The organism is Cutibacterium acnes (assembly GCF_003030305.1).
Lineage (GTDB): Bacteria > Actinomycetota > Actinomycetes > Propionibacteriales > Propionibacteriaceae > Cutibacterium > Cutibacterium acnes.
Map to the genome: position 1 here is coordinate 2343497 of NZ_CP023676.1, position 17137 is coordinate 2360633.

General features: G+C 60.3%; 20 protein-coding genes. 6 read left to right on the forward strand and 14 right to left on the reverse strand.

Annotation, left to right across the window (positions count from 1 at the left end):
- Both CPA42_RS11810 and CPA42_RS11815 read right to left on the reverse strand, forming a co-directional pair.
- Positions 1 to 855: an undecaprenyl-diphosphate phosphatase gene (locus CPA42_RS11810; protein ID WP_002516473.1), complete on the reverse strand. Its 855-nt coding sequence runs from the start codon at positions 853 to 855 to the stop codon at positions 1 to 3.
- A 211-nt stretch (positions 856 to 1066) separates the two neighbouring features.
- Positions 1067 to 1585, reverse strand: coding sequence for a ferritin (locus tag CPA42_RS11815; RefSeq protein WP_002516445.1), 519 nt, complete (start codon positions 1583 to 1585; stop codon positions 1067 to 1069).
- Positions 1586 to 1596: 11 nt separating this feature from the next.
- Between CPA42_RS11815 and CPA42_RS11820 the strand changes: the two genes are divergently transcribed.
- A complete protein-coding gene (locus tag CPA42_RS11820) occupies positions 1597 to 1827 on the forward strand; it encodes a hypothetical protein (RefSeq protein ID WP_002516437.1) in 231 nt (76 codons plus the stop codon).
- An 88-nt stretch (positions 1828 to 1915) separates the two neighbouring features.
- Here the strand turns inward: CPA42_RS11820 and CPA42_RS11825 are convergent, their stop codons facing one another.
- The 5 genes from CPA42_RS11825 to rpsF all read right to left on the reverse strand — a co-directional run bounded on the left by CPA42_RS11825 (position 1916) and on the right by rpsF (position 4678).
- On the reverse strand, positions 1916 to 2554 hold the full coding sequence (locus CPA42_RS11825) for a hypothetical protein (RefSeq protein WP_002516434.1): 639 nt from the start codon (positions 2552 to 2554) through the stop codon (positions 1916 to 1918).
- 322 nt (positions 2555 to 2876) lie between these two features.
- A complete protein-coding gene (gene rplI / locus CPA42_RS11830) occupies positions 2877 to 3326 on the reverse strand; it encodes a 50S ribosomal protein L9 (protein WP_002514172.1) in 450 nt (149 codons plus the stop codon).
- 13 nt (positions 3327 to 3339) lie between these two features.
- Positions 3340 to 3579, reverse strand: a complete 240-nt coding sequence (gene rpsR / locus CPA42_RS11835; RefSeq protein ID WP_002514173.1) for a 30S ribosomal protein S18 — start codon at positions 3577 to 3579, stop codon at positions 3340 to 3342.
- 126 nt (positions 3580 to 3705) lie between these two features.
- The gene (locus CPA42_RS11840) at positions 3706 to 4260 is read right to left on the reverse strand and encodes a single-stranded DNA-binding protein (protein ID WP_002516468.1); all 555 of its coding nucleotides are present in this window, start codon (positions 4258 to 4260) and stop codon (positions 3706 to 3708) included.
- Positions 4261 to 4387: 127 nt separating this feature from the next.
- Entirely contained in the window at positions 4388 to 4678 is a 291-nt protein-coding gene (rpsF, locus tag CPA42_RS11845) for a 30S ribosomal protein S6 (RefSeq protein WP_002514175.1), read from the reverse strand.
- Between the two features lie 171 nt (positions 4679 to 4849).
- Between rpsF and CPA42_RS11850 the strand changes: the two genes are divergently transcribed.
- The gene (locus CPA42_RS11850; RefSeq protein WP_002516461.1) at positions 4850 to 5053 is read left to right on the forward strand and encodes a hypothetical protein; all 204 of its coding nucleotides are present in this window, start codon (positions 4850 to 4852) and stop codon (positions 5051 to 5053) included.
- Between the two features lie 146 nt (positions 5054 to 5199).
- Here the strand turns inward: CPA42_RS11850 and CPA42_RS11855 are convergent, their stop codons facing one another.
- The 3 genes from CPA42_RS11855 to CPA42_RS11865 form a co-directional block, all read right to left on the reverse strand.
- A complete protein-coding gene (locus tag CPA42_RS11855) occupies positions 5200 to 5583 on the reverse strand; it encodes a rhodanese-like domain-containing protein (RefSeq protein ID WP_002518157.1) in 384 nt (127 codons plus the stop codon).
- A gap of 177 nt (positions 5584 to 5760) precedes the next feature.
- The gene (locus CPA42_RS11860) at positions 5761 to 6222 is read right to left on the reverse strand and encodes a PTS sugar transporter subunit IIA (RefSeq protein WP_002516475.1); all 462 of its coding nucleotides are present in this window, start codon (positions 6220 to 6222) and stop codon (positions 5761 to 5763) included.
- A 23-nt stretch (positions 6223 to 6245) separates the two neighbouring features.
- On the reverse strand, positions 6246 to 7733 hold the full coding sequence (locus CPA42_RS11865) for a PTS fructose transporter subunit IIC (protein WP_002518152.1): 1488 nt from the start codon (positions 7731 to 7733) through the stop codon (positions 6246 to 6248).
- 51 nt (positions 7734 to 7784) lie between these two features.
- On the opposite strand from CPA42_RS11865, the gene CPA42_RS11870 reads away from it, so the two are divergent.
- A complete protein-coding gene (locus CPA42_RS11870) occupies positions 7785 to 7976 on the forward strand; it encodes a hypothetical protein (protein WP_002518150.1) in 192 nt (63 codons plus the stop codon).
- Positions 7977 to 8114: 138 nt separating this feature from the next.
- Here the strand turns inward: CPA42_RS11870 and CPA42_RS11875 are convergent, their stop codons facing one another.
- Both CPA42_RS11875 and CPA42_RS11880 read right to left on the reverse strand, forming a co-directional pair.
- Positions 8115 to 10055 (reverse strand): AMP-dependent synthetase/ligase, encoded by a 1941-nt coding sequence (locus tag CPA42_RS11875; RefSeq protein WP_002518498.1) that lies wholly within the window; start codon positions 10053 to 10055, stop codon positions 8115 to 8117.
- Between the two features lie 67 nt (positions 10056 to 10122).
- Positions 10123 to 10920 (reverse strand): deoxyribonuclease IV, encoded by a 798-nt coding sequence (locus CPA42_RS11880; protein WP_002516464.1) that lies wholly within the window; start codon positions 10918 to 10920, stop codon positions 10123 to 10125.
- A 111-nt stretch (positions 10921 to 11031) separates the two neighbouring features.
- On the opposite strand from CPA42_RS11880, the gene CPA42_RS11885 reads away from it, so the two are divergent.
- Genes CPA42_RS11885 through CPA42_RS11895 form a run of 3 tightly spaced genes read left to right on the forward strand, consistent with a single transcriptional unit; the run spans position 11032 to position 13176 of the window.
- The gene (locus CPA42_RS11885; protein ID WP_002518159.1) at positions 11032 to 11841 is read left to right on the forward strand and encodes an SDR family NAD(P)-dependent oxidoreductase; all 810 of its coding nucleotides are present in this window, start codon (positions 11032 to 11034) and stop codon (positions 11839 to 11841) included.
- Between the two features lies 1 nt (position 11842).
- The gene (locus CPA42_RS11890; protein WP_002516470.1) at positions 11843 to 12694 is read left to right on the forward strand and encodes a lysophospholipid acyltransferase family protein; all 852 of its coding nucleotides are present in this window, start codon (positions 11843 to 11845) and stop codon (positions 12692 to 12694) included.
- The gene (locus CPA42_RS11895; protein ID WP_002516449.1) at positions 12694 to 13176 is read left to right on the forward strand and encodes a GyrI-like domain-containing protein; all 483 of its coding nucleotides are present in this window, start codon (positions 12694 to 12696) and stop codon (positions 13174 to 13176) included. The genes CPA42_RS11890 and CPA42_RS11895 overlap by 1 nt, the downstream gene beginning before the upstream one ends.
- Before the next feature lie 70 nt (positions 13177 to 13246).
- Here CPA42_RS11895 and CPA42_RS11900 read toward each other — a convergent pair whose 3' ends face one another.
- Positions 13247 to 14440, reverse strand: coding sequence for a septal ring lytic transglycosylase RlpA family protein (locus CPA42_RS11900; protein ID WP_002516456.1), 1194 nt, complete (start codon positions 14438 to 14440; stop codon positions 13247 to 13249).
- A 279-nt stretch (positions 14441 to 14719) separates the two neighbouring features.
- A complete protein-coding gene (locus tag CPA42_RS11905) occupies positions 14720 to 16978 on the reverse strand; it encodes a heavy metal translocating P-type ATPase (RefSeq protein WP_002516436.1) in 2259 nt (752 codons plus the stop codon).
- Positions 16979 to 17137 lie beyond the last annotated feature (159 nt).

Below are 17137 nucleotides of genomic sequence, written 5' to 3' on the forward strand. Positions count from 1 at the left end.
TCAGGCGGTGACGACGTTGGACAGAATCAGACCAATTATGATGAGCCCCACGACGACGCGGTACCACATGAACCCAGTGAACTTATTCGACGAGACGAACTTCAGCAGCCACGCGATGGAAACGTAGGCCACGATGAGGGAGACCACGGTCGCCAGAATCGTCGGCCCCCAACCGATCGCGACAGCACCACCTTGAGCGATGGAAATGTCACTAGCGGCGGAGACCGACTCGTAAATCCCGGCCGCAACCAGCGCCGGAATGCCCATGAAGAATGAGAGTCGGGTGGCTGTGGCACGGTCGAACTTGCGGAACAAACCGGCAGAAATCGTCGCACCCGAACGGGAGATACCAGGAAAGAGCGGGGCCAGAGCCTGGAAACACCCGATAACAATGGCGTCGACGATGCCAATCTCTTTCATGCCCCTGTTGAGGCCCAACTGACGATCGCCCAACCACATCACACCGCTCCAGAGGATAAGAGCAATGGCAACCACCCACAGAGAGCTCAGCGTGGTCTCGATGGCGTCCTTGAATACCAGCCCTACGACGCCCACCGGAATCGAGCCCAGGATGATTCCCCAGCCGAGGGTGTAGTCCGGGTCGTCACGGTCTTCTTTGTGGGCCAGACCCTTGCACCATGCGACGACGATGCGCACGATGTCAGACCAGAAATACAGAATGGCGGCAATGATCGCACCAACCTGAATGATCGCGGTGAAGGCAGTGATCCCGGCACCCTGGATGTCGTACCCCAGCAGCTTCTCCACGATACGCAGATGTCCGGTGCTGGAAACAGGCAGGAACTCGGTGATGCCCTCGACTATGCCGAGGATGATGGCGTGCAGCCAGTTCACGGATGAAAACCTCTCGATTGGGGGGCCGTGCGGATGGGAGTCAGTGCACCCGGGCTCACACACTAGACGCTGAGAGCGACAACGTCCGCATCCCTGTCACCTCATATTGGCAGCCGTGACCGGGACCGGGTTCCCGTTCGTTACGCGCGCCACAACCGCACAGCGACCATGGCGCAGGCCGCGCATATCGTTTCCCGAAAGAGGTCTAACGTCACCCTTCGTTTTCGGTGGACTCCACGTTGCGGGAACCAAGCTCAGCGTCGAGACGGAGCAACCCCGGGCCGTCGTCCCCAATGAGTTCAATGCGACCGACGATTTCGTCAACAGTCGCCTCTTCCTCGATCTGCTCATTGATGAACCACTGCAACAGCGGAATCGCGTCGATATCACCAGCTGAGGTGCAGGCACGGTAGAGCTCGCGAATAGCCTCAGACACCTTTTCCTCGTGGGCCAGAGCAGCCTGGAAGATCTCGAGCGCAGAGAGGCCGACTTCAACCTCAGGGGCCTCGATAGTGCCGATACGCGGATGGCTACCGCGATCGAGGGTGTGATCAATGAACTTGTTGGCGTGAACGATCTCCTCGTCAGCCTGATGGCGTAGCCATGCAGCCATCCCGGAAAGATCCTGTGCGTCGGCCTCGATAGCCAACTGGCGGTAGGTCATGTCGGCAGTGAGTTCGAGGGTGATCTGATCGTTGAAAGCTTTGAGGATGTCATCGGACATGTTCATGTTTCAATGTTATGTGGGCGATCCAAGCGCAGACCGGTGACCGGCGGATGGGTGTCGAAAAAAGTCACCTCGGGTCGCGCCGCATCATCTCAGTGACCCTTCTTTACTCGAGGCGACGTTTTTCGCATTTATTCACCCTCGCCCTGGCCACGAGTCCCCAGCTCGGCGCCGAAGGCCTTCAAGGCTGGGTCATCCGCACCCGCTTAATGATTTCCCGCGGCCATGGATTCCTCACCGCCTAGGCCCGCACCCAGGCGGCGATGCCCGGGATAGCCCGCAGTGGCGAGGGAAATCTGACGGTACGTGAGATCAGCGATCTTCGCCGCCTAGTCAGGGCCACAGACGGTAGGCGTGGCCATCACCTACCCGCCAGACTGAGACCCCTGCTACCCCCACTTCCAAAGACCCCACGCCAGCGACAATTCTGACGGCTCGCCCTTGTAGTTCGGGCGGAACTTGATACCCCATCGTGACGTGGGGGCTCCACCACCTAGGGCCGTAATAGTTGAAAGCGATGACCCCCGCCGCAGCCAACCGCCGGTGCAGCAACTCATGAGGTCGCCGGAGGTCCTCCGGTAGACAGGTCAGCGCGCGAAAACTACCAACAGAGGGAGGTGCGGAACACAATTCCGGCTCCCCCTCGCTCGAGGTGTCAAAAATCGTCACGGGGTCAGAAGAGGTGGGGTCGTGAGGGCACAACCCGACGACGCCGTCGGAATTAGGAAGGCGACATGATTTCGTGAGCGTGATTCTCTCGGGCCACCCGACATCAACAAGATGAGAGTCGACTCCCTCCATGGTCGAAACCGCCGCGACCGTGATATGGGCTGGCTGGTGCAAGACAGGTACGCCAACTGCCATGAGCTGGTCCCGGATACTTTGAAGGATCTCTTGGGCCTTGTCGTCGAGGGTAAGGGACAAGGTGTGGGTGAACACAATACCGGGCTGCCAGTCGACGTCGTCTGTCACAACTCACCCCCTCACATGTGTTATAAAGCTGTGAACACTGTCACCTTTTCCTTCAAGGACGGGCCGCGTTCCAACCACGACGCTGAAGGAGGTGCCAACGGTGGCAAGTGAAACACAGCGCGAGGAGCACAGTGCCGGACGAGCTGCACTCAACACCATCGCTACCTGGGGTTGACACATCATCTTTGGTATTGGCGGCCGCGCGCGAAACCCCTGAAGCACCGTAATGAGATTACTTCGTCATTTACTTTCGCCGGTGGTGACGGAGCAAAGGGAGGGCACCCAGTTGGATGCCCTCCCTTATGTCTGCGTGTACGTCAGATCACGCGGCGGGAACAGTCTCGACCGTGACGTGACCCTTAATAGCGTCATGCAGCTTGACGCCGACAGTGTGCTTGCCGATGGTCTTGATCGGCTTGGTGATCTCGATGGACCGCTTCTCGAGGGCGGGGCCACCGGCCTTCCTGACTGCCAGCGCAATATCGCCAGGAGTCACGGCCCCGAACAGACGACCGTTCTCGCCGACCTGGACAGTCACCTGGACGACCAGGTGCTCCAGCTGCGAGCGGATCTGCTCAGCCTCCTCCTTGGACTTGATCTCCTTAGCCTTACGGGCGCGAGTGATGTCCTTGATCTGGGCCTCAGCACCGCGCGTCCACTTGATGGCGTAATTCTGCGGCAGCAGGTAGTTACGGCCATAACCGTCCTTGACCTCGACGATGTCACCGGGGACACCGAGCTTGGCCACCGGAGCAGTGAGAATGAGCTTCATGTCTTCCCCCTTCTCAGCGAGCCGTCGAGGCGTACGGGAGCAGTGCGAGTTCGCGTGCGTTCTTAATCGCAATAGCGACCTTGCGCTGATCCTGGACAGACAGCCCGGTGACGCGACGTGCGCGAATCTTGCCTCGCTCAGAGATGAACTTGCGCAGCAGGGCGGTGTCCTTGTAGTCGACCGCGCCAATATGCACGGTCTTGATGGGGACGACCTTCTTCTTGTTCACAGACTTGCGCTGTGGACCGGCCATTGTGGTGCTCTCCTTCGTATGAAAGCCCGGCTCTTGCCGGAATGTGCCTTGTCCGCGACCCCGAATAGGGGCGCCGAACCTGATGTTTGTTGATGACGCCGCTTGTCAGCGGTGTAGCCCTACCGATCAGAACGGGGGCTCGTCGGTCTGGGCTGAGGCCCAGGGATCGACTCCACCACCACGGTTGGCGTCACCGTTGTTATAGGACCCCTGGTTCCCGGGGTTTCCACCCCAGTTACCACCCTGGCCACCATTGCCACCAGACCAACCGCCTTGGCCACCAGCGGAGTTTCCACCCCAGTTACCTCCGCCGGAGGACTGGTTACGCGAAACCTTCGCCGCAGCGAATTTCAGCGACGGGCCAATCTCGATGACGTCAATCTCATAGGAGGTGCGACGGTTGCCGTTGCGGTCCTCATAGGAGCGAGCCTTGAGGTTGCCGCTGACGATGACGCGCATTCCCTTGGACAGGGACTCAGCGACGTTCTCGGCGAACTGGCGCCACACCGAGCAGTTGAGGAACATGGCCTCACCGTCACGCCACTCATTAGTCTGTCGGTCAAAGGTTCGCGGGGTTGATGCCACCGTGAAGTTCGCGACAGGCACCCCGTTGGGGGTGAAGCGCAGCTCAGGATCGGCGGTTAAGTTGCCAATCACCGTGATGGGTGTTTCGCCAGCCATGTCAGTCTCCAGATCGCAGTAGTTCTAGTAGTTTGCAATCAATGGTTCCAGTGTGCCGTTCACCCTGGACAGTCTCCCATGTATCGCCTGGGAAACAGGGCAAACAGACTTGTGGGACCCGCGATCCTCAGTGGATCTCGGGACGCATGACCTTAGTGCGCATAATCTTCTCGTCGATGGCGAGAAGACGATCCAACTCCTGGATGGTCGCGGGCTCGCAGGTCGCGTTGACGACGACGTAGATGCCTTCCGACTTCTTCTGAATGTCGTAAGCGAGACGACGCTTGCCCCACACGTCGACATTGTCGACGGTGCCCTTCTCGTCAGTGATGACCTTCAGGTACTTCTCCATGAGGGAATCGACCTGACGCTCTTCGACGGTCGGATCAATGATGATCATGACCTCGTACTTACGCATACGCTGACTCCACCTCCTCTGGTCTCAGCGGCCACGGGTACATCCCGTGGCAGGAGGGCGAATGCCACCGATCGGGGTCTTCCCGATCGGCCAGCTGTCATGACAGGCAGCTAGTGAAGAAGGATACCGGGCGACCCGCCGTTCTCCGAATTCAACACATTGCTACGGCTATTGCAACATGGCGATCCCATCCGATCTCGCTCACTACCTGGCCACACCGACGGATCGAACCGTTCCGCAACCCCACACCGCCGCTACCAGCTGCCTTCCACCGGCGGTGATCCCGCGATCGGTCTACCCGGAATTGCCGGGATCGTCGGCCTGGGAGCAGTCATCACCACGACAGTCACGGCCACCCATAAGTCGCGCCGCTGACGCATGACGACGCATCTCTCTCTTACCGATCAGTAAGAGGGAGATGTTTTTGTGGGGATTGTTATGAAGTGCGCCGGGGTGGAACATAGCCTCTGTTAAGGAGGAAGTGCGGCGCAGACGCTGACACCCGTTTCGCGAGGTTAGCTTCAGCGACCTCGTGGCGGACCAGGAATAAGAATCTCCCCACCCGCGCGCCAAGCATGCAGCCCAGAGGCGAGAAAGTCGCAGTTGTAGCCCTTTTCCCGCACCGGAGCTACCAGATGACCGGACCGAAACCCCGTGTCACACACCAGGATGAAATGGGGGTTGGGTTCAGCCAGCGGGTCATCGCCATACACAGCGGTGAAGGGGTCAGCGAGCAACTCCTTAGGACTAACGAGCCGGGCCCCGGGCGCATGCCCGGCTTCATACTCACGAGCTGTCCGCACATCAACGAGTACCGCACCCTTAGCGAGAGCGTTCAGGACGTCCGGGAGATCAAGGCCGCCCTCGGCCATCCCATGATTCATCAGCAGGTCACGCAATCCCATGGCTGCACAGTTTAGGGAACCCTGCCGATCGGTGATTCACACCCCGTCCAACTCATCCGATGGCGAAAATTCCCGACACGGCGCAGCCTGGGGAACGGTGGTGCCCATCCCCCAGGCCAGCTGACAAAAATGGTCACTCCCGCCCGACTTCGTCAAACATCGTCGGGCTGGAATATGTCAGGCGCTGATGCCAGCCAGCACCTCGCGAACCTCCTGAGGAGTAGAGGCGGCCAGGAGCTGGTTACGGAAATCAGCCTTGACTAGGGAACGCGCCAACGAAGCGAGAATCCGCAAGTGTTCATTACCAGCGGCAGCCTCGGGAACAGCGATGAGGAAGACCAGGCTGGCCAAAGAACCGTCCGGGGCTCCCCACCTCACACCCTCGTCACTACGGGCAAAAGCCAGTGCCGGGCGGTCGACACCGTCGCACTTACCGTGCGGGATAGCGATGCCGTCGCCGAGTCCTGTGGTGCCTGCCTCCTCACGGGCGCGGACCGCTTTGATAAGCACGTCGCGGTCAAGCAAGGCGCCACTAGCATCGACGAGATCGACCATCCTCTCGATAGCGTCGTCCTTGTCTCCTGAGCTGAGGGATAGATCGATAGATCTCTCGTCAAGCAGATCTGCGATGGTAGCCATGTCATAACTCCTTTCGAGGTGACTCACGCGGTGACAGCGCGATCCTTCTTGCGGGCGGTAATTCTCTTGAGGGCCAGGGACATGAAAGCCGTCACCAAAGCGCCAATGAGGATCGCCGTAAAGAACCCAAGCAGAGGCTTGCACGCTCCGAGAACACCGACAATCGGACCGCCATGCATGACGACGTCATGAACGCCAAACATGCCAGCCAGCACAGCGGCAACGGCTCCACCCACCATGTTCGACGGGATCACGCGGGCTGGGTCAGCCGCGGCAAAGGGGATCGCACCTTCGGTGATGCCAAACAAGCCCATAAAGAGGGCAGCAATACCGGCGTCACGCTCTTGCTTGGTGAACAGACGACGATCGATGAGAGTGGCCAGGCCCATGCCGAGCGGGGCAACCGGGATGGCAGCCGCGGCCAGTCCCATGACCTTGCCCTGATCAACGGCAATCATGCCCCCGGCGAAGAGGAAGGCGACCTTATTGACTGGACCGCCCATATCGAAGCTGACCATGAGGCCAATGATGATAGCGAGGACGGTTATCGACGACGTTGTCATGCTGGCCAGGAAGTGGGTTAACCCGTTAAACAGGGCAGCTAGCGGACGGCCGAGCACATAGACGTACAGCAGCGAGACGATCGCAGTGCCGAAAATCGGGACGATCAGGATCGGCACGATCGGCTTGACGTACTCGTGCCACGGGATCTTCCTCATCCACTTGGCGACGTAGCCAGCGATGAAGCCGATAACGATGGCACCGATAAATCCGGTATTGAGGCCGGTCTTTGTGCCACCGGGGCCTGTTGTTGTCAGGTAGGGAAACTGTGCGCCGCTATTGGCGATGAAACCGGAGACCATACCGACGACAAGACCAGGACGGTCAGCAATGGCCTGGGCGATGAAACCGGCGAGTATCGGGATCATGAGGGAGAAGGCCAACGTGCCAACTTGCAGGATAGTCTGCCAGAAACTGTCCTCAGGAACGGCGACGCCACCAGCAGTGGGTTTACCACCGATGCCCAAAGCCAGAGCAATCATGATGCCGCCGCAGACCACAAACGGGATCATGTGGGACACGCCAGCCATGAGGGCGGTGTACAAGGTGTGACCAACGGACTCCTTGCCATCCTTACTGGCCGAGGTAGTTCCCGTTTCGGCGGCTGGCTCGTCGGAAGGTTCGGCAGCCCCAGCGCCCCCACGGGTCGGAGCGGTTAAGGCCTGTTCCAAAAGCTCGGCTGGGCGTGAAATACCGTCCTGAACGCCGGTTACCAGGACCCGCTTGCCGTCGAAGCGGGACAGATCGACCTCAGTGTCGGCGGCAACAACCACAGCATCAGCCTCGCGAATGTCATCAGCTGTGAGCTCATTCTCAACACCAATCGATCCCTGGGTCTCAACCTTGATCTGGTTACCGGTCTCCTTGGCGGTTTCCTCCAGCTTCTCGGCAGCCATGTAGGTGTGGGCAATACCGGTCGGACATGCTGTGATTCCGACGTATTTCTTCATCGTTCTCCTTGTTGAGGGGACGCGCTCGCCCGGCTGCCAGCGAGCGCTGGAATGGTTGCTGCCGACCTCCATGGCCGGCGTAGCCCCACCGGCACCGAGCCATCACACGGCGACGTGGGCGCCCGGAAAGCCACCTTGTTCAGCGGGGTCGGCACTCATCAAGATTCTACTACTGGCCTTGTCACCGGGGCCCATGACCTGGCGACGAAAAACCCCGGCCCAGGCGAGGGTGGAGCACGGTAGTGCTGCGACCGCCCTCGTGCTGACAAAAATTGACACGCTCTACGGGTACCACCCAGCAGATGGATCCGATCGTGGTGCACCGCACCGACGCACTGCGCCAACGGAACAACGCCGAGCGAACCCGCCCGCGCCCCCGAATCAGTGCTTGGAGTCTCTTTTACCAGCCCTTCGTCGGGCCGCAAGCCGCGCGTACATCTCTTCAACGATCTCGGTGAATCTCTTCTCCACCTCACGTCGGCGTACCTTGAGGGTTGGAGTGAGCAGTCCGTTGTCTGTGGTGAACTCGTCCCACAACACTCGCAGATCACGAATCTGCTCTTGATGAGGCAATTTCTCGGTGATCTCGGCCACCCGGCGACGAATTTCCTCCGCTAGCTCCTCGGAACGCAGCATTTCCGGGCCCGTCATTGAGGTGATATGCAACCTCTCGGCCAACTCTTCTACCTGAGGCAGCGACGGCTTAACGAGCAGAGTCAGGCACGGACGGTTATCGCCCAGCAGCACCGCGTGTTCGAAGAGGGGGTCCTTCATGAGCGAATTCTCGATCGGCTGAGGCGAAATATTCTTGCCGTTAAGGGTGACGATGATGTCTTTGAGGCGATCGGTAATGACGAGAAAACCATCTTCGTCGATGTGCCCAATATCCCCAGTGTGCAACCAGCCATCTTCGATTGCTGCGGCAGTGGCCTCAGGGGCCTTCCAATATCCTTTCATGACGTTGGGACCACGGTAGAGAATCTCCCCGTCCTCAGTCGTTGTCATCTGACTACCCACTAGCGGCCTGCCAGCAGTGCCGAACTTGTATCCGCCTGGAGAGTTGAAGCTCACCAGCGGGGAGGCCTCTGTCAGCCCGTATCCCTGGCACACCAACAGCCCGCAGGCGGCGAAGAACTCTTCGACCTCTTTGCGCAGTGGAGCTCCGCCGGCCGCAAGCACAGTCTTGGGTCCACCGATGGCGTCACGGATGGCCTTGAGGACGAGACGATCGGCAACCCCATGACGCGCTCGCAAAGATACGCTGGGGCGCCGTCCCTCCTGCTCGGCTTGCCACCACTCGCGGCCAATCCGTATTGACCACTCAAAGATTTTGAGCTTGGCCGGAGAATCAGAAACCTTCTCACGGGCCACGCTCATGACTTGTTCGTACAGTTTCGGCACTGAGACGAAAAGGGTTGGGCGGACCTCAGCCAACATTGCCGAGATCGTTTTCGGGTTGGGCACGAAGGTATTGAGGCAACCATGTCGAATCACCGCCATCGACCATCCCCACTCCAGGGCGTGCGAGAGCGGCAGGAAGCTCAGCGAGTGATCAGCTGGGGTGACGTCGAAGAAGGCGTCAAGTGCCTGCAGCTCAGCCAACGCGGCCCGATGGCTGATCATGACCCCCTTGGGCTCACCCGTGGTTCCCGAGGTGTAAATCAACGCGGCAACATCGTCGGGGCATGACTGCCCCATGCGCTCCTCGACGACCGTCTGTATCTCCTCCGAAACCCCAGCCTGACGCACCTGTTCCAGGGACAGCACCGTCAAACCGTCATGATCACCAACCTGATCTGCCGGATTTATCAGGATCACCGTCTCAAGGCCGGGCATCTGATCGCGGGCCTCGAGAATACGGTCGAGCTCCTTGGGACCAGCCGTGATGATGACACGCACCCCAGCATCAGTGACGATGTGAACAATCTGATCAGGGGTCGACGTCGGGTAAATCGGCACCGGGATCACGCCAATCGTCATGCCCGCGAGATCAGCCTCGATCCACTCCGGGCAATTACCGGCGAACAGAGAAATACGATCCCCGCGCTGCAGGCCATCCTCGGTGAGCAGCCCGGGAGTGACAAAGGCCCGGGCGAGCCCGGCTACGCGACGCCCAGTCTCCGCATAGGTGCGGATAATCCACTGACCGCCCTGACGAACCCGAGTCGCGGGACGGAACCCGTGGTTGGCAACCGTGGCGCGGAACATGTGGGCGAGGTGGCTCTCAATGAAGTTCTCCCCCGGTACAGGTTTACCGAGAAGCTCCCCGGCCGGGTCAAGTTCAGCTCTACCGGGCTGATGTGTGCTCGCTGCCATGACCATTCTCCCTTACCGGTATCGACCTAACCCCCCATCGTAATGTGCTGCGATCACCCCGCGCAGGCGCCGGTCACAAGCGCTCACGCAGCCAGGCGATGTCGCGGGCCTGACCCTCAGCCTCCCCTGGGGTCTCGACGACCACCGGGGCCTCCGCAGCACGGATGACATCGACGAGGGTATCGGCCTCGCACTGACCTTCCCCCAGGTTGGCGTGGCGATCCCGCCCCGACCCGACAGCGCCCTGAGAATCATTAGCGTGCACCAGGTTGATCCGACCCGTAATGCCACGCACATCGTCGACCAGACTCGCCATGTCGAGACCGGCCGCGAAAGCGTGGCAGGTATCCAGACAGAACCCGACGTTCTCGTGCCCCGACGCGGCACCGATGGCCTCCCACGTACCCGACAACCTCTCCAGGAACCGCGCCATCGCATTGTCCCCACCGGCGGTGTTTTCGACAAATAGCGGCACCGACATTTCAAGGCCGTCAATAGCCTTGCGCCAGTTGTCCTGACCTTTCTCAATCGGCTCCCCGGCACGCACGTGGCCACCATGGACGACAACCCCCATCGCCCCAACTTCAGCAGCGGCATCAAGGGTCTGTTGCAACAGTTTGCGACTAGGAATGCGGATACGGTTATTGAGGGAAGCGACGTTGATAACGAAAGCAGAGTGCACAACCAGCGTCAGCCCAGCCTCCCCAGCGGCCTCCCGCAGCGCCAGCGAGCCGCCGGGAAAGTCACACACCGGCTTCTTCCAAGACTTCGGATCGCCCAGGCTGATCTGAGCGATGTCGGCTCCACGTGCTGCCGCCTGCGCTACGGCGTCAGCGGTGTCAACATGACCGCCAATGATCCACTTCGTCATGTCGATACTGTGCCATGAGGTAGCGACTGTCCGACGTTCGTTATGACGGAACGCTGACGAAAGTCGCTGCGATGATGGTGACCATCCCCGCAGTGCCGTAGATTGGACGGTATGGCAACGAGCATGGTCACGGGCGGAACATCAGGCATCGGCCGCGAATTCGTCACCCAACTGGCTGCCCGCGGCGACGACATCGTCATCGTCGCCCGCGATACCGAGCGCATGGCCGCGATCAAGGCGGACGTTGAGGCCCGTTACGGGGTTTCCGTCGAGACCATTGCAGCAGACCTATCGCGCCGCGAGGACGTCGACCAGATCACCACTCGGGTGGAGGACCCCAACCACCCCGTCGATCTATTGGTCAACAACGCCGGGTTCGCAGTGCACGCCAAGATCCTCGACCCTGAGGCCCTTGAACTACACGACCGCGCCGTCGAGGTCATGATGCGGGCAGTCCTGGTGCTCTCAGCAGCAGCAGGACGGGCAATGAAGGCCCGCGGACATGGGGCCATCCTCAACCTTTCCTCGTCAAGCGCTTGGATCAACACTGGCAATTACTCCGCCATCAAAGCGTGGGTACTCACCTTCACCGAGGGCCTGTCCAACGAGCTGGCCGGCACCGGCGTCAAGGCCATGGCGCTGTGCCCGGGATGGGTACACACCGAATTCCACTCACGCGCCAACGTCACCGCCAACCATCTGCCGGACTTTTTCTGGATCGACGCCGAAGTCCTGGTACGCGAGGCTCTCAACGACCTTGACCATGACAAGGTAGTATCCATTCCTACCCCGCTCTGGAAGTTCTTCATCGCAGTGGCCACACATACCCCACGTTCCGCTATGAGATTCCTGTCACGAACTCTGTCCTCGTCTCGAGACAAGGACGACCACCCTCGACACACTCCGGGAGGCGAGGCCTGAGATGGCCAGCGTCAAACCCACTAAGGACCGGGGCCGGTACACCAATGATCTGTCCGCCGCGACGCGGCAGGCAGCGAACATGCTTCTGCTGCGTCCTTTGGTGTGGAAAGTCGTCAAAGTGAGCGTCCACGGAGCCGACAACCTCGACGGGCTCGACGGTGCCTACGTCGCCGTCGCTAACCATTCCTCCCACCTCGACGCGCCGCTCGTTTTTGGGGCCCTTCCCAAGCGGCTGTCAAAGTACCTAGCTACCGGGGCCGCTGCTGACTATTTCTTCACCGCCTGGTGGAAGGCCATCGCTCCGGTGCTCTTCTTCAACGCGTTCCCGGTCGACCGAGGCAAAGGCAAAAGTAAGCAAGGTGCCCGTAGTCCCCGTTCCCACCGCGGTATGGCTGGGTCACTGCTGACAGATGGCGTCCCCCTGCTGATCTTTCCGGAGGGCACCCGGTCTCGCACCGGTGCAATGGGCACCTTCAAACCTGGGGCTGCCGCATTGGCTATTTCACGTGGGGTTCCGGTTATCCCGATTGCTTTAGTAGGAGCATGGGCGGCTATGCCGTCCGAGCAAGCCGGGTTACCAAAAGGACGCCCATCGGTCCACGTGGCTATTGGACACCCTATGGACCCTGTTCCCGGCGAGATCGCCCACCAATTCTCCGAACGGATTCGTCGCCAGGTCATTGAGTTGCACGACCAAACCGCCCGCGCCTACGGCATGCCAACCCTTGACGAATACGGACGCCACCGCGCGCTAAGCCAGGCCTCCGAGAGCGGCGACACCGCATCCACCAACCACTCGACGTGCACAAGCAAGGAGCCGGCTGAGCCACCTCGGCCAAACGGAGGTCAATAATGGATCGCCCGGTCAATATCAGGGAGGTCGAGGCCTGCCGGGTCATTTCGATGACCCGGGTGGTGTCCATTGATGAGCTCGGCCCCTTCATGGACGAAGCCTTTGGGATTCTTGAGCGCCTTGCCCCAGGTGATCCCACCCTCGGCAAAGCCTCCCCGTTTGTCATTTACCACGATGGTCTCACTGCCGAACATGACGGAACCGTCGAGGTATGCCAGCCGATCCGAGGCACTATCGATGACGCTGTGCTCCCCCTTGACGTCGCTGTCCGCACCGTTGAGGCCCATCGGGAAGCGTGGGTCACCGTTACCAAAGCCGAACTGGAATACCCCGACATCGATGAAATCTACGATGCCTTTGACGCCTGGCTTGAAGAAGCTGGGCTAGTGCGCAGCGCCGCACCACGCGAGGCCTACTGGGCCGACTGGGACACCACCGGCATGGAGGAACCGGTCTGCGACGTGTGCTTTCCCATCGAATGAGGCGTCTCTTTGGTGCGAACGACTCAGGGCTGCCGCAGCAGCACACCAAGCGCCGTCAAACAGGCTGTAATCAGCTGTAGCGGACGGTCACCAGACCCTGTCCGGGAGCGATAGCGTTCATCGCGGCCGTTGAAAGATCAAGGCACCGTCCGCCGACGTAAGGACCGCGATCGTTAATGCGCACAGTCACAGTACGACCATTGCTGACGTTCGTGACGCGGATAGTCGATCCAAGCGGAAGGGTCTTCGACGCAGCAGTGAAGGCTGACGGGTCGAAGGTCTCACCGGAAGCAGTAGGGCCACCAGCAGTACCGTCACCCTCACCGTAGGTAGATGCCAAACAGGTAGTACCACTGGTCACCGGATCGGACGACTGAGATGCTGTCGAACGGTGCGAGGCGGAGGACGAACGCGTCGAAGGAGAACTCGACGACGCAGTCTTAGTGCCAACCTTGACGACCTGGGTCACAGGGGCGTTGACGACCTTGCTGGAAACCTTCTTCTCGGACACCTTCTTGCCGTCCTTAAAGACGACGGTCCAGGTTTCCTCGTTGATGCCGTTGACACCCTTAGTGATGACCTTGATCTCGCCCTTGGGCAGGCTGGAGTCCTCGACCTTCTTGGTGGAGAAGGGCACGGCGACACGACGCTTCTGAGACTTCTGGTCAACCATCGTCAGGGTAATCTTCATGCCATCGGACAGTGGCGTACCCAGACCCGGGTTAACGGCATCGCTCGAATCAACCTCGACCTTCGCCGCCTTGAGGGCGTCAGCAACGGTTCCAACCGCGGTAATCTTCTGAGTTTTGCCACCGATGGTGACCGTGACATCCTTAGCCGTCTGCATCGAGAAGGACAGCCCGGCACGCGAAATATCCAGTGAACGCGACACCGACACGAGGTTGTCAGGATCTGACTGGTTCAGCTGAGCCAAAACCTCGGCCACGTTCTTAGCCGTGGTCCAACGGACCACCTTCTTACCGTCAATAGTGACCACGACACGGCGACCGTAGTTAACGGTGATGACCTGGCCATCGTGAATCTCAGAATCCAGCGAGGGTTGCACATCGTCGTGCGGGCCAACTGTAATCCCCCGCTGGGCGAGAGCTTGCTTGACCGTGCCTGGCTTAACCTTGGCCTGCTGGGAGACTCCGTCCACGGAGAAGGTCACGGTATCTCGATCAAGTGCCTGGACCATCGTCAGGCCGCCAGCCGAGGTAAGGCTGAGGGCCCCGGCAATCGCGGAAGCTACAACTTTCGACATTCGACCATTTCAGTATCGGGGGCTCGAGGGCCCGGTACGGAGATCGGCGTCAGCCACACTGGCACGCGCCAACGTACCTCCGGTGGAAGGCACGGGCAACACCATAGAGCAGATCATCCGGAGAATCCAAAGATTTGCTGAGAAACTTAAGATTCGCTCGTTTTGAACGCATGCTCGGCGCGGATCACATCGACGTCGCCGAGGCCCCAGACTTCGTGGAAACCGTGCTATAAAGCCATTCTCCTGACGAGACCCCGGCGGTGGACCCATCCCAGGTTCTCAGTTTGAATCGCTCATCCCAGGATGCCAACGCACCAGCCTCATCGAGTTCGTGACAACGAAGATCGAGCTAAAGGCCATTGCCGCAGCCGCGATAACCGGGCTCAACAAGCCCACGGCGGCGACCGGAATAGCAATCACGTTATAAGCGAAGGCCCAGAACAAGTTCTGGCGAATCGTGCGGTCCGTGGCGTGAGCAAGAGACAGGGCGTCAACCGCCAAACGCGGATCACCTCGGGTACAGATGATGTCGCTGGCAGCAATAGCGACATCGGTGCCAGTTCCCATAGCGATGCTCAAATCTGCCGTTTGGAGGGCAGCAGCGTCATTGACCCCATCCCCCATCATCGCGACGCGGGAGCCGTCCGAACGCAGCCGAGTGACAACGTCGACCTTGTCCGCGGGCATGACCTCACTCATGACCTCGTCAATGCCCAATTCTGACGCCACGTGAGCTGCAGCGCCGGAATTATCACCCGTCACCAGCACCGGGCGCACGCCAGCTTGAACCATCCGCTTCACCGCAACGACAGCTTCCGGCTTGATCTCGTCGCTCACCGCGATGGCACCGAGAATGTCGTCGCCTCGCCCCACCACAAGCACCGTACGGCCCTCAGCCTGGGCTCGCTCGACATTTTTCGACAACGTGTCAGGGATGGCGTCAAAAAGCGACACCCGCCCAGCCTTGGCCGGCAACCCGTTCACAGTCCCACTGACCCCAAGGCCAGGCAGAGCCCGAAAGTCCTCGGCGGGGGCCACACCTGGGCACGCCTCAACGATGGCCCGCGAAATCGGGTGCTCCGACCCCACTTCAAGCGCTGCTGTAACAGCAAGTGCAGGTGGGTTGTCAGAAATGTTCACCACACGTCCAGATTCATCCCACACCGCGACTACGGCCATCCGGCCAGTGGTGAGGGTGCCGGTCTTATCCATCGCCATAACGTCGATACCGCGGGCCCTTTCCAGGGACCCCGCACCTTTAATAACGATTCCCAACCTGGCACCGCGACCCGTGCCAGCAAGCAGGGCCATGGGGGTCGCCAAGCCCAGAGCACAGGGGCACGCAATGATGAGAACCGCCACCCCAGCGGTGAAAGCCGCCGTGACCCCCTGACCCAATACAGCCCACACAATCATCGTCAGGGCCGAGATGATCAAAACTGTCGGCACAAAAACCGACGAGACTTTGTCGGCGAGATCCTGGGTCTTAGAGCGACTGGTTTGAGCAGCCTCAACAAGGGTGGCGATGCGAGACAGCTCGGTATCTGAACCAACGGCGGTTGCCTCCACAACAAGCCGTCCAGAGGTGTTAACGGTGGCGCCGATCACCTCGTCACCGACCGCCACCTCGACCGGCAATGACTCCCCGGTAACAAGAGACGCGTCGATCGCTGAGCTTCCCTCAGCAACCCGACCATCGGTGGCGACCTTCTCCCCCGGCCGCACTACGAAGTGATCCCCCACCGTGAGGGCCTCGATCGGGACGGTGACCTCCTGCCCGTCACGGATCATCCGCACCGACTTGGCGCCCATCCGTAGCAACGCTTGCAAGGCCGATCCGGCCTCAGCGCGGTTACGGGCCTCAATCCACCGCCCAATGAGGATAAAGGTAATAACGCCGACTGATGCCTCCAGATATAGGGCAGAGGAAGGATCAGTGCGCTCCAGGGCCCATGTCATGCGGTGGCGCATACCGACATGTCCAGCACTGCCCCACATCAGCGCCCAGACAGACCACCCCAACGAGACCAAAGAGCCGAGGCTAATGAGAGTGTCCATTGAGGTTGCGCCATGCCGCAGGTTCGTCCAGGCGGCGCGATGGAAACCCTCCCCGCACCAAAAGACGACCGGGAGGCTAAGAGCCAGCGCCAGCCACTGCCATCCGTCAAACTGCAGGGCTGGAATCATCGAGAGCAGCATGACCGGCACCGCGAGAATGATGGCAACGATCAGTCTGGCGCGAATTTTCGCCGCGTGGTCCTCGGGTGGTGCGGCCGGCGTGGGGACACTAGCCCCGTAGCCAGCAGCCTCGACCACCCCGATGAGATCGTCGACCTCAATAGGCTTGGTGGTGAGGACATGGGCCTTGCTAGTCGCGTAGTTGACGGTGGCCTGGGCCCCATCAACCTTGTTGAGCTTCTTGGCGATGCGGGCGGCGCACGATGCGCAACTCATACCTGTGATGTCGAGGTTGATGGAGGTAGGTTCCGTCGCGTCCTTCAGCTCAGACTGCGCGTCGGGGTGAGTCGGGGTAGACATGTGTTTCCTTCGTGGACGACCCACGGGAATCCGGGATGTCGGGGGTTACCGGCTCTCTTACCGGCAGCCCCAGCGATCCAGGAGGCCGGTGGGTTGTAGGGAAAGTCAACGTCGGGGGTCGGGGTCTGACGGCGTCATGCGGTCCGAACCCGGGGCCCG

Bases quoted from the DNA above. Each gene is read 5' to 3' on its own strand.
- CPA42_RS11815 (WP_002516445.1), bottom strand. From the start codon at position 1,585: ATGAACATGTCCGATGACATCCTCAAAGCTTTCAACGATCAGATCACC.
- CPA42_RS11820 (WP_002516437.1), top strand. From the start codon at position 1,597: ATGTGGGCGATCCAAGCGCAGACCGGTGACCGGCGGATGGGTGTCGAA.
- rplI (WP_002514172.1), bottom strand. From the start codon at position 3,326: ATGAAGCTCATTCTCACTGCTCCGGTGGCCAAGCTCGGTGTCCCCGGT.
- rpsR (WP_002514173.1), bottom strand. From the start codon at position 3,579: ATGGCCGGTCCACAGCGCAAGTCTGTGAACAAGAAGAAGGTCGTCCCC.
- CPA42_RS11840 (WP_002516468.1), bottom strand. From the start codon at position 4,260: ATGGCTGGCGAAACACCCATCACGGTGATTGGCAACTTAACCGCCGAT.
- rpsF (WP_002514175.1), bottom strand. From the start codon at position 4,678: ATGCGTAAGTACGAGGTCATGATCATCATTGATCCGACCGTCGAAGAG.
- CPA42_RS11855 (WP_002518157.1), bottom strand. From the start codon at position 5,583: ATGGGATTGCGTGACCTGCTGATGAATCATGGGATGGCCGAGGGCGGC.
- CPA42_RS11860 (WP_002516475.1), bottom strand. From the start codon at position 6,222: ATGGCTACCATCGCAGATCTGCTTGACGAGAGATCTATCGATCTATCC.
- CPA42_RS11865 (WP_002518152.1), bottom strand. From the start codon at position 7,733: ATGAAGAAATACGTCGGAATCACAGCATGTCCGACCGGTATTGCCCAC.
- CPA42_RS11870 (WP_002518150.1), top strand. From the start codon at position 7,785: ATGGTTGCTGCCGACCTCCATGGCCGGCGTAGCCCCACCGGCACCGAG.
- CPA42_RS11875 (WP_002518498.1), bottom strand. From the start codon at position 10,055: ATGGTCATGGCAGCGAGCACACATCAGCCCGGTAGAGCTGAACTTGAC.
- CPA42_RS11880 (WP_002516464.1), bottom strand. From the start codon at position 10,920: ATGACGAAGTGGATCATTGGCGGTCATGTTGACACCGCTGACGCCGTA.
- CPA42_RS11885 (WP_002518159.1), top strand. From the start codon at position 11,032: ATGGCAACGAGCATGGTCACGGGCGGAACATCAGGCATCGGCCGCGAA.
- CPA42_RS11890 (WP_002516470.1), top strand. From the start codon at position 11,843: ATGGCCAGCGTCAAACCCACTAAGGACCGGGGCCGGTACACCAATGAT.
- CPA42_RS11895 (WP_002516449.1), top strand. From the start codon at position 12,694: ATGGATCGCCCGGTCAATATCAGGGAGGTCGAGGCCTGCCGGGTCATT.
- CPA42_RS11900 (WP_002516456.1), bottom strand. From the start codon at position 14,440: ATGTCGAAAGTTGTAGCTTCCGCGATTGCCGGGGCCCTCAGCCTTACC.
- CPA42_RS11905 (WP_002516436.1), bottom strand. From the start codon at position 16,978: ATGTCTACCCCGACTCACCCCGACGCGCAGTCTGAGCTGAAGGACGCG.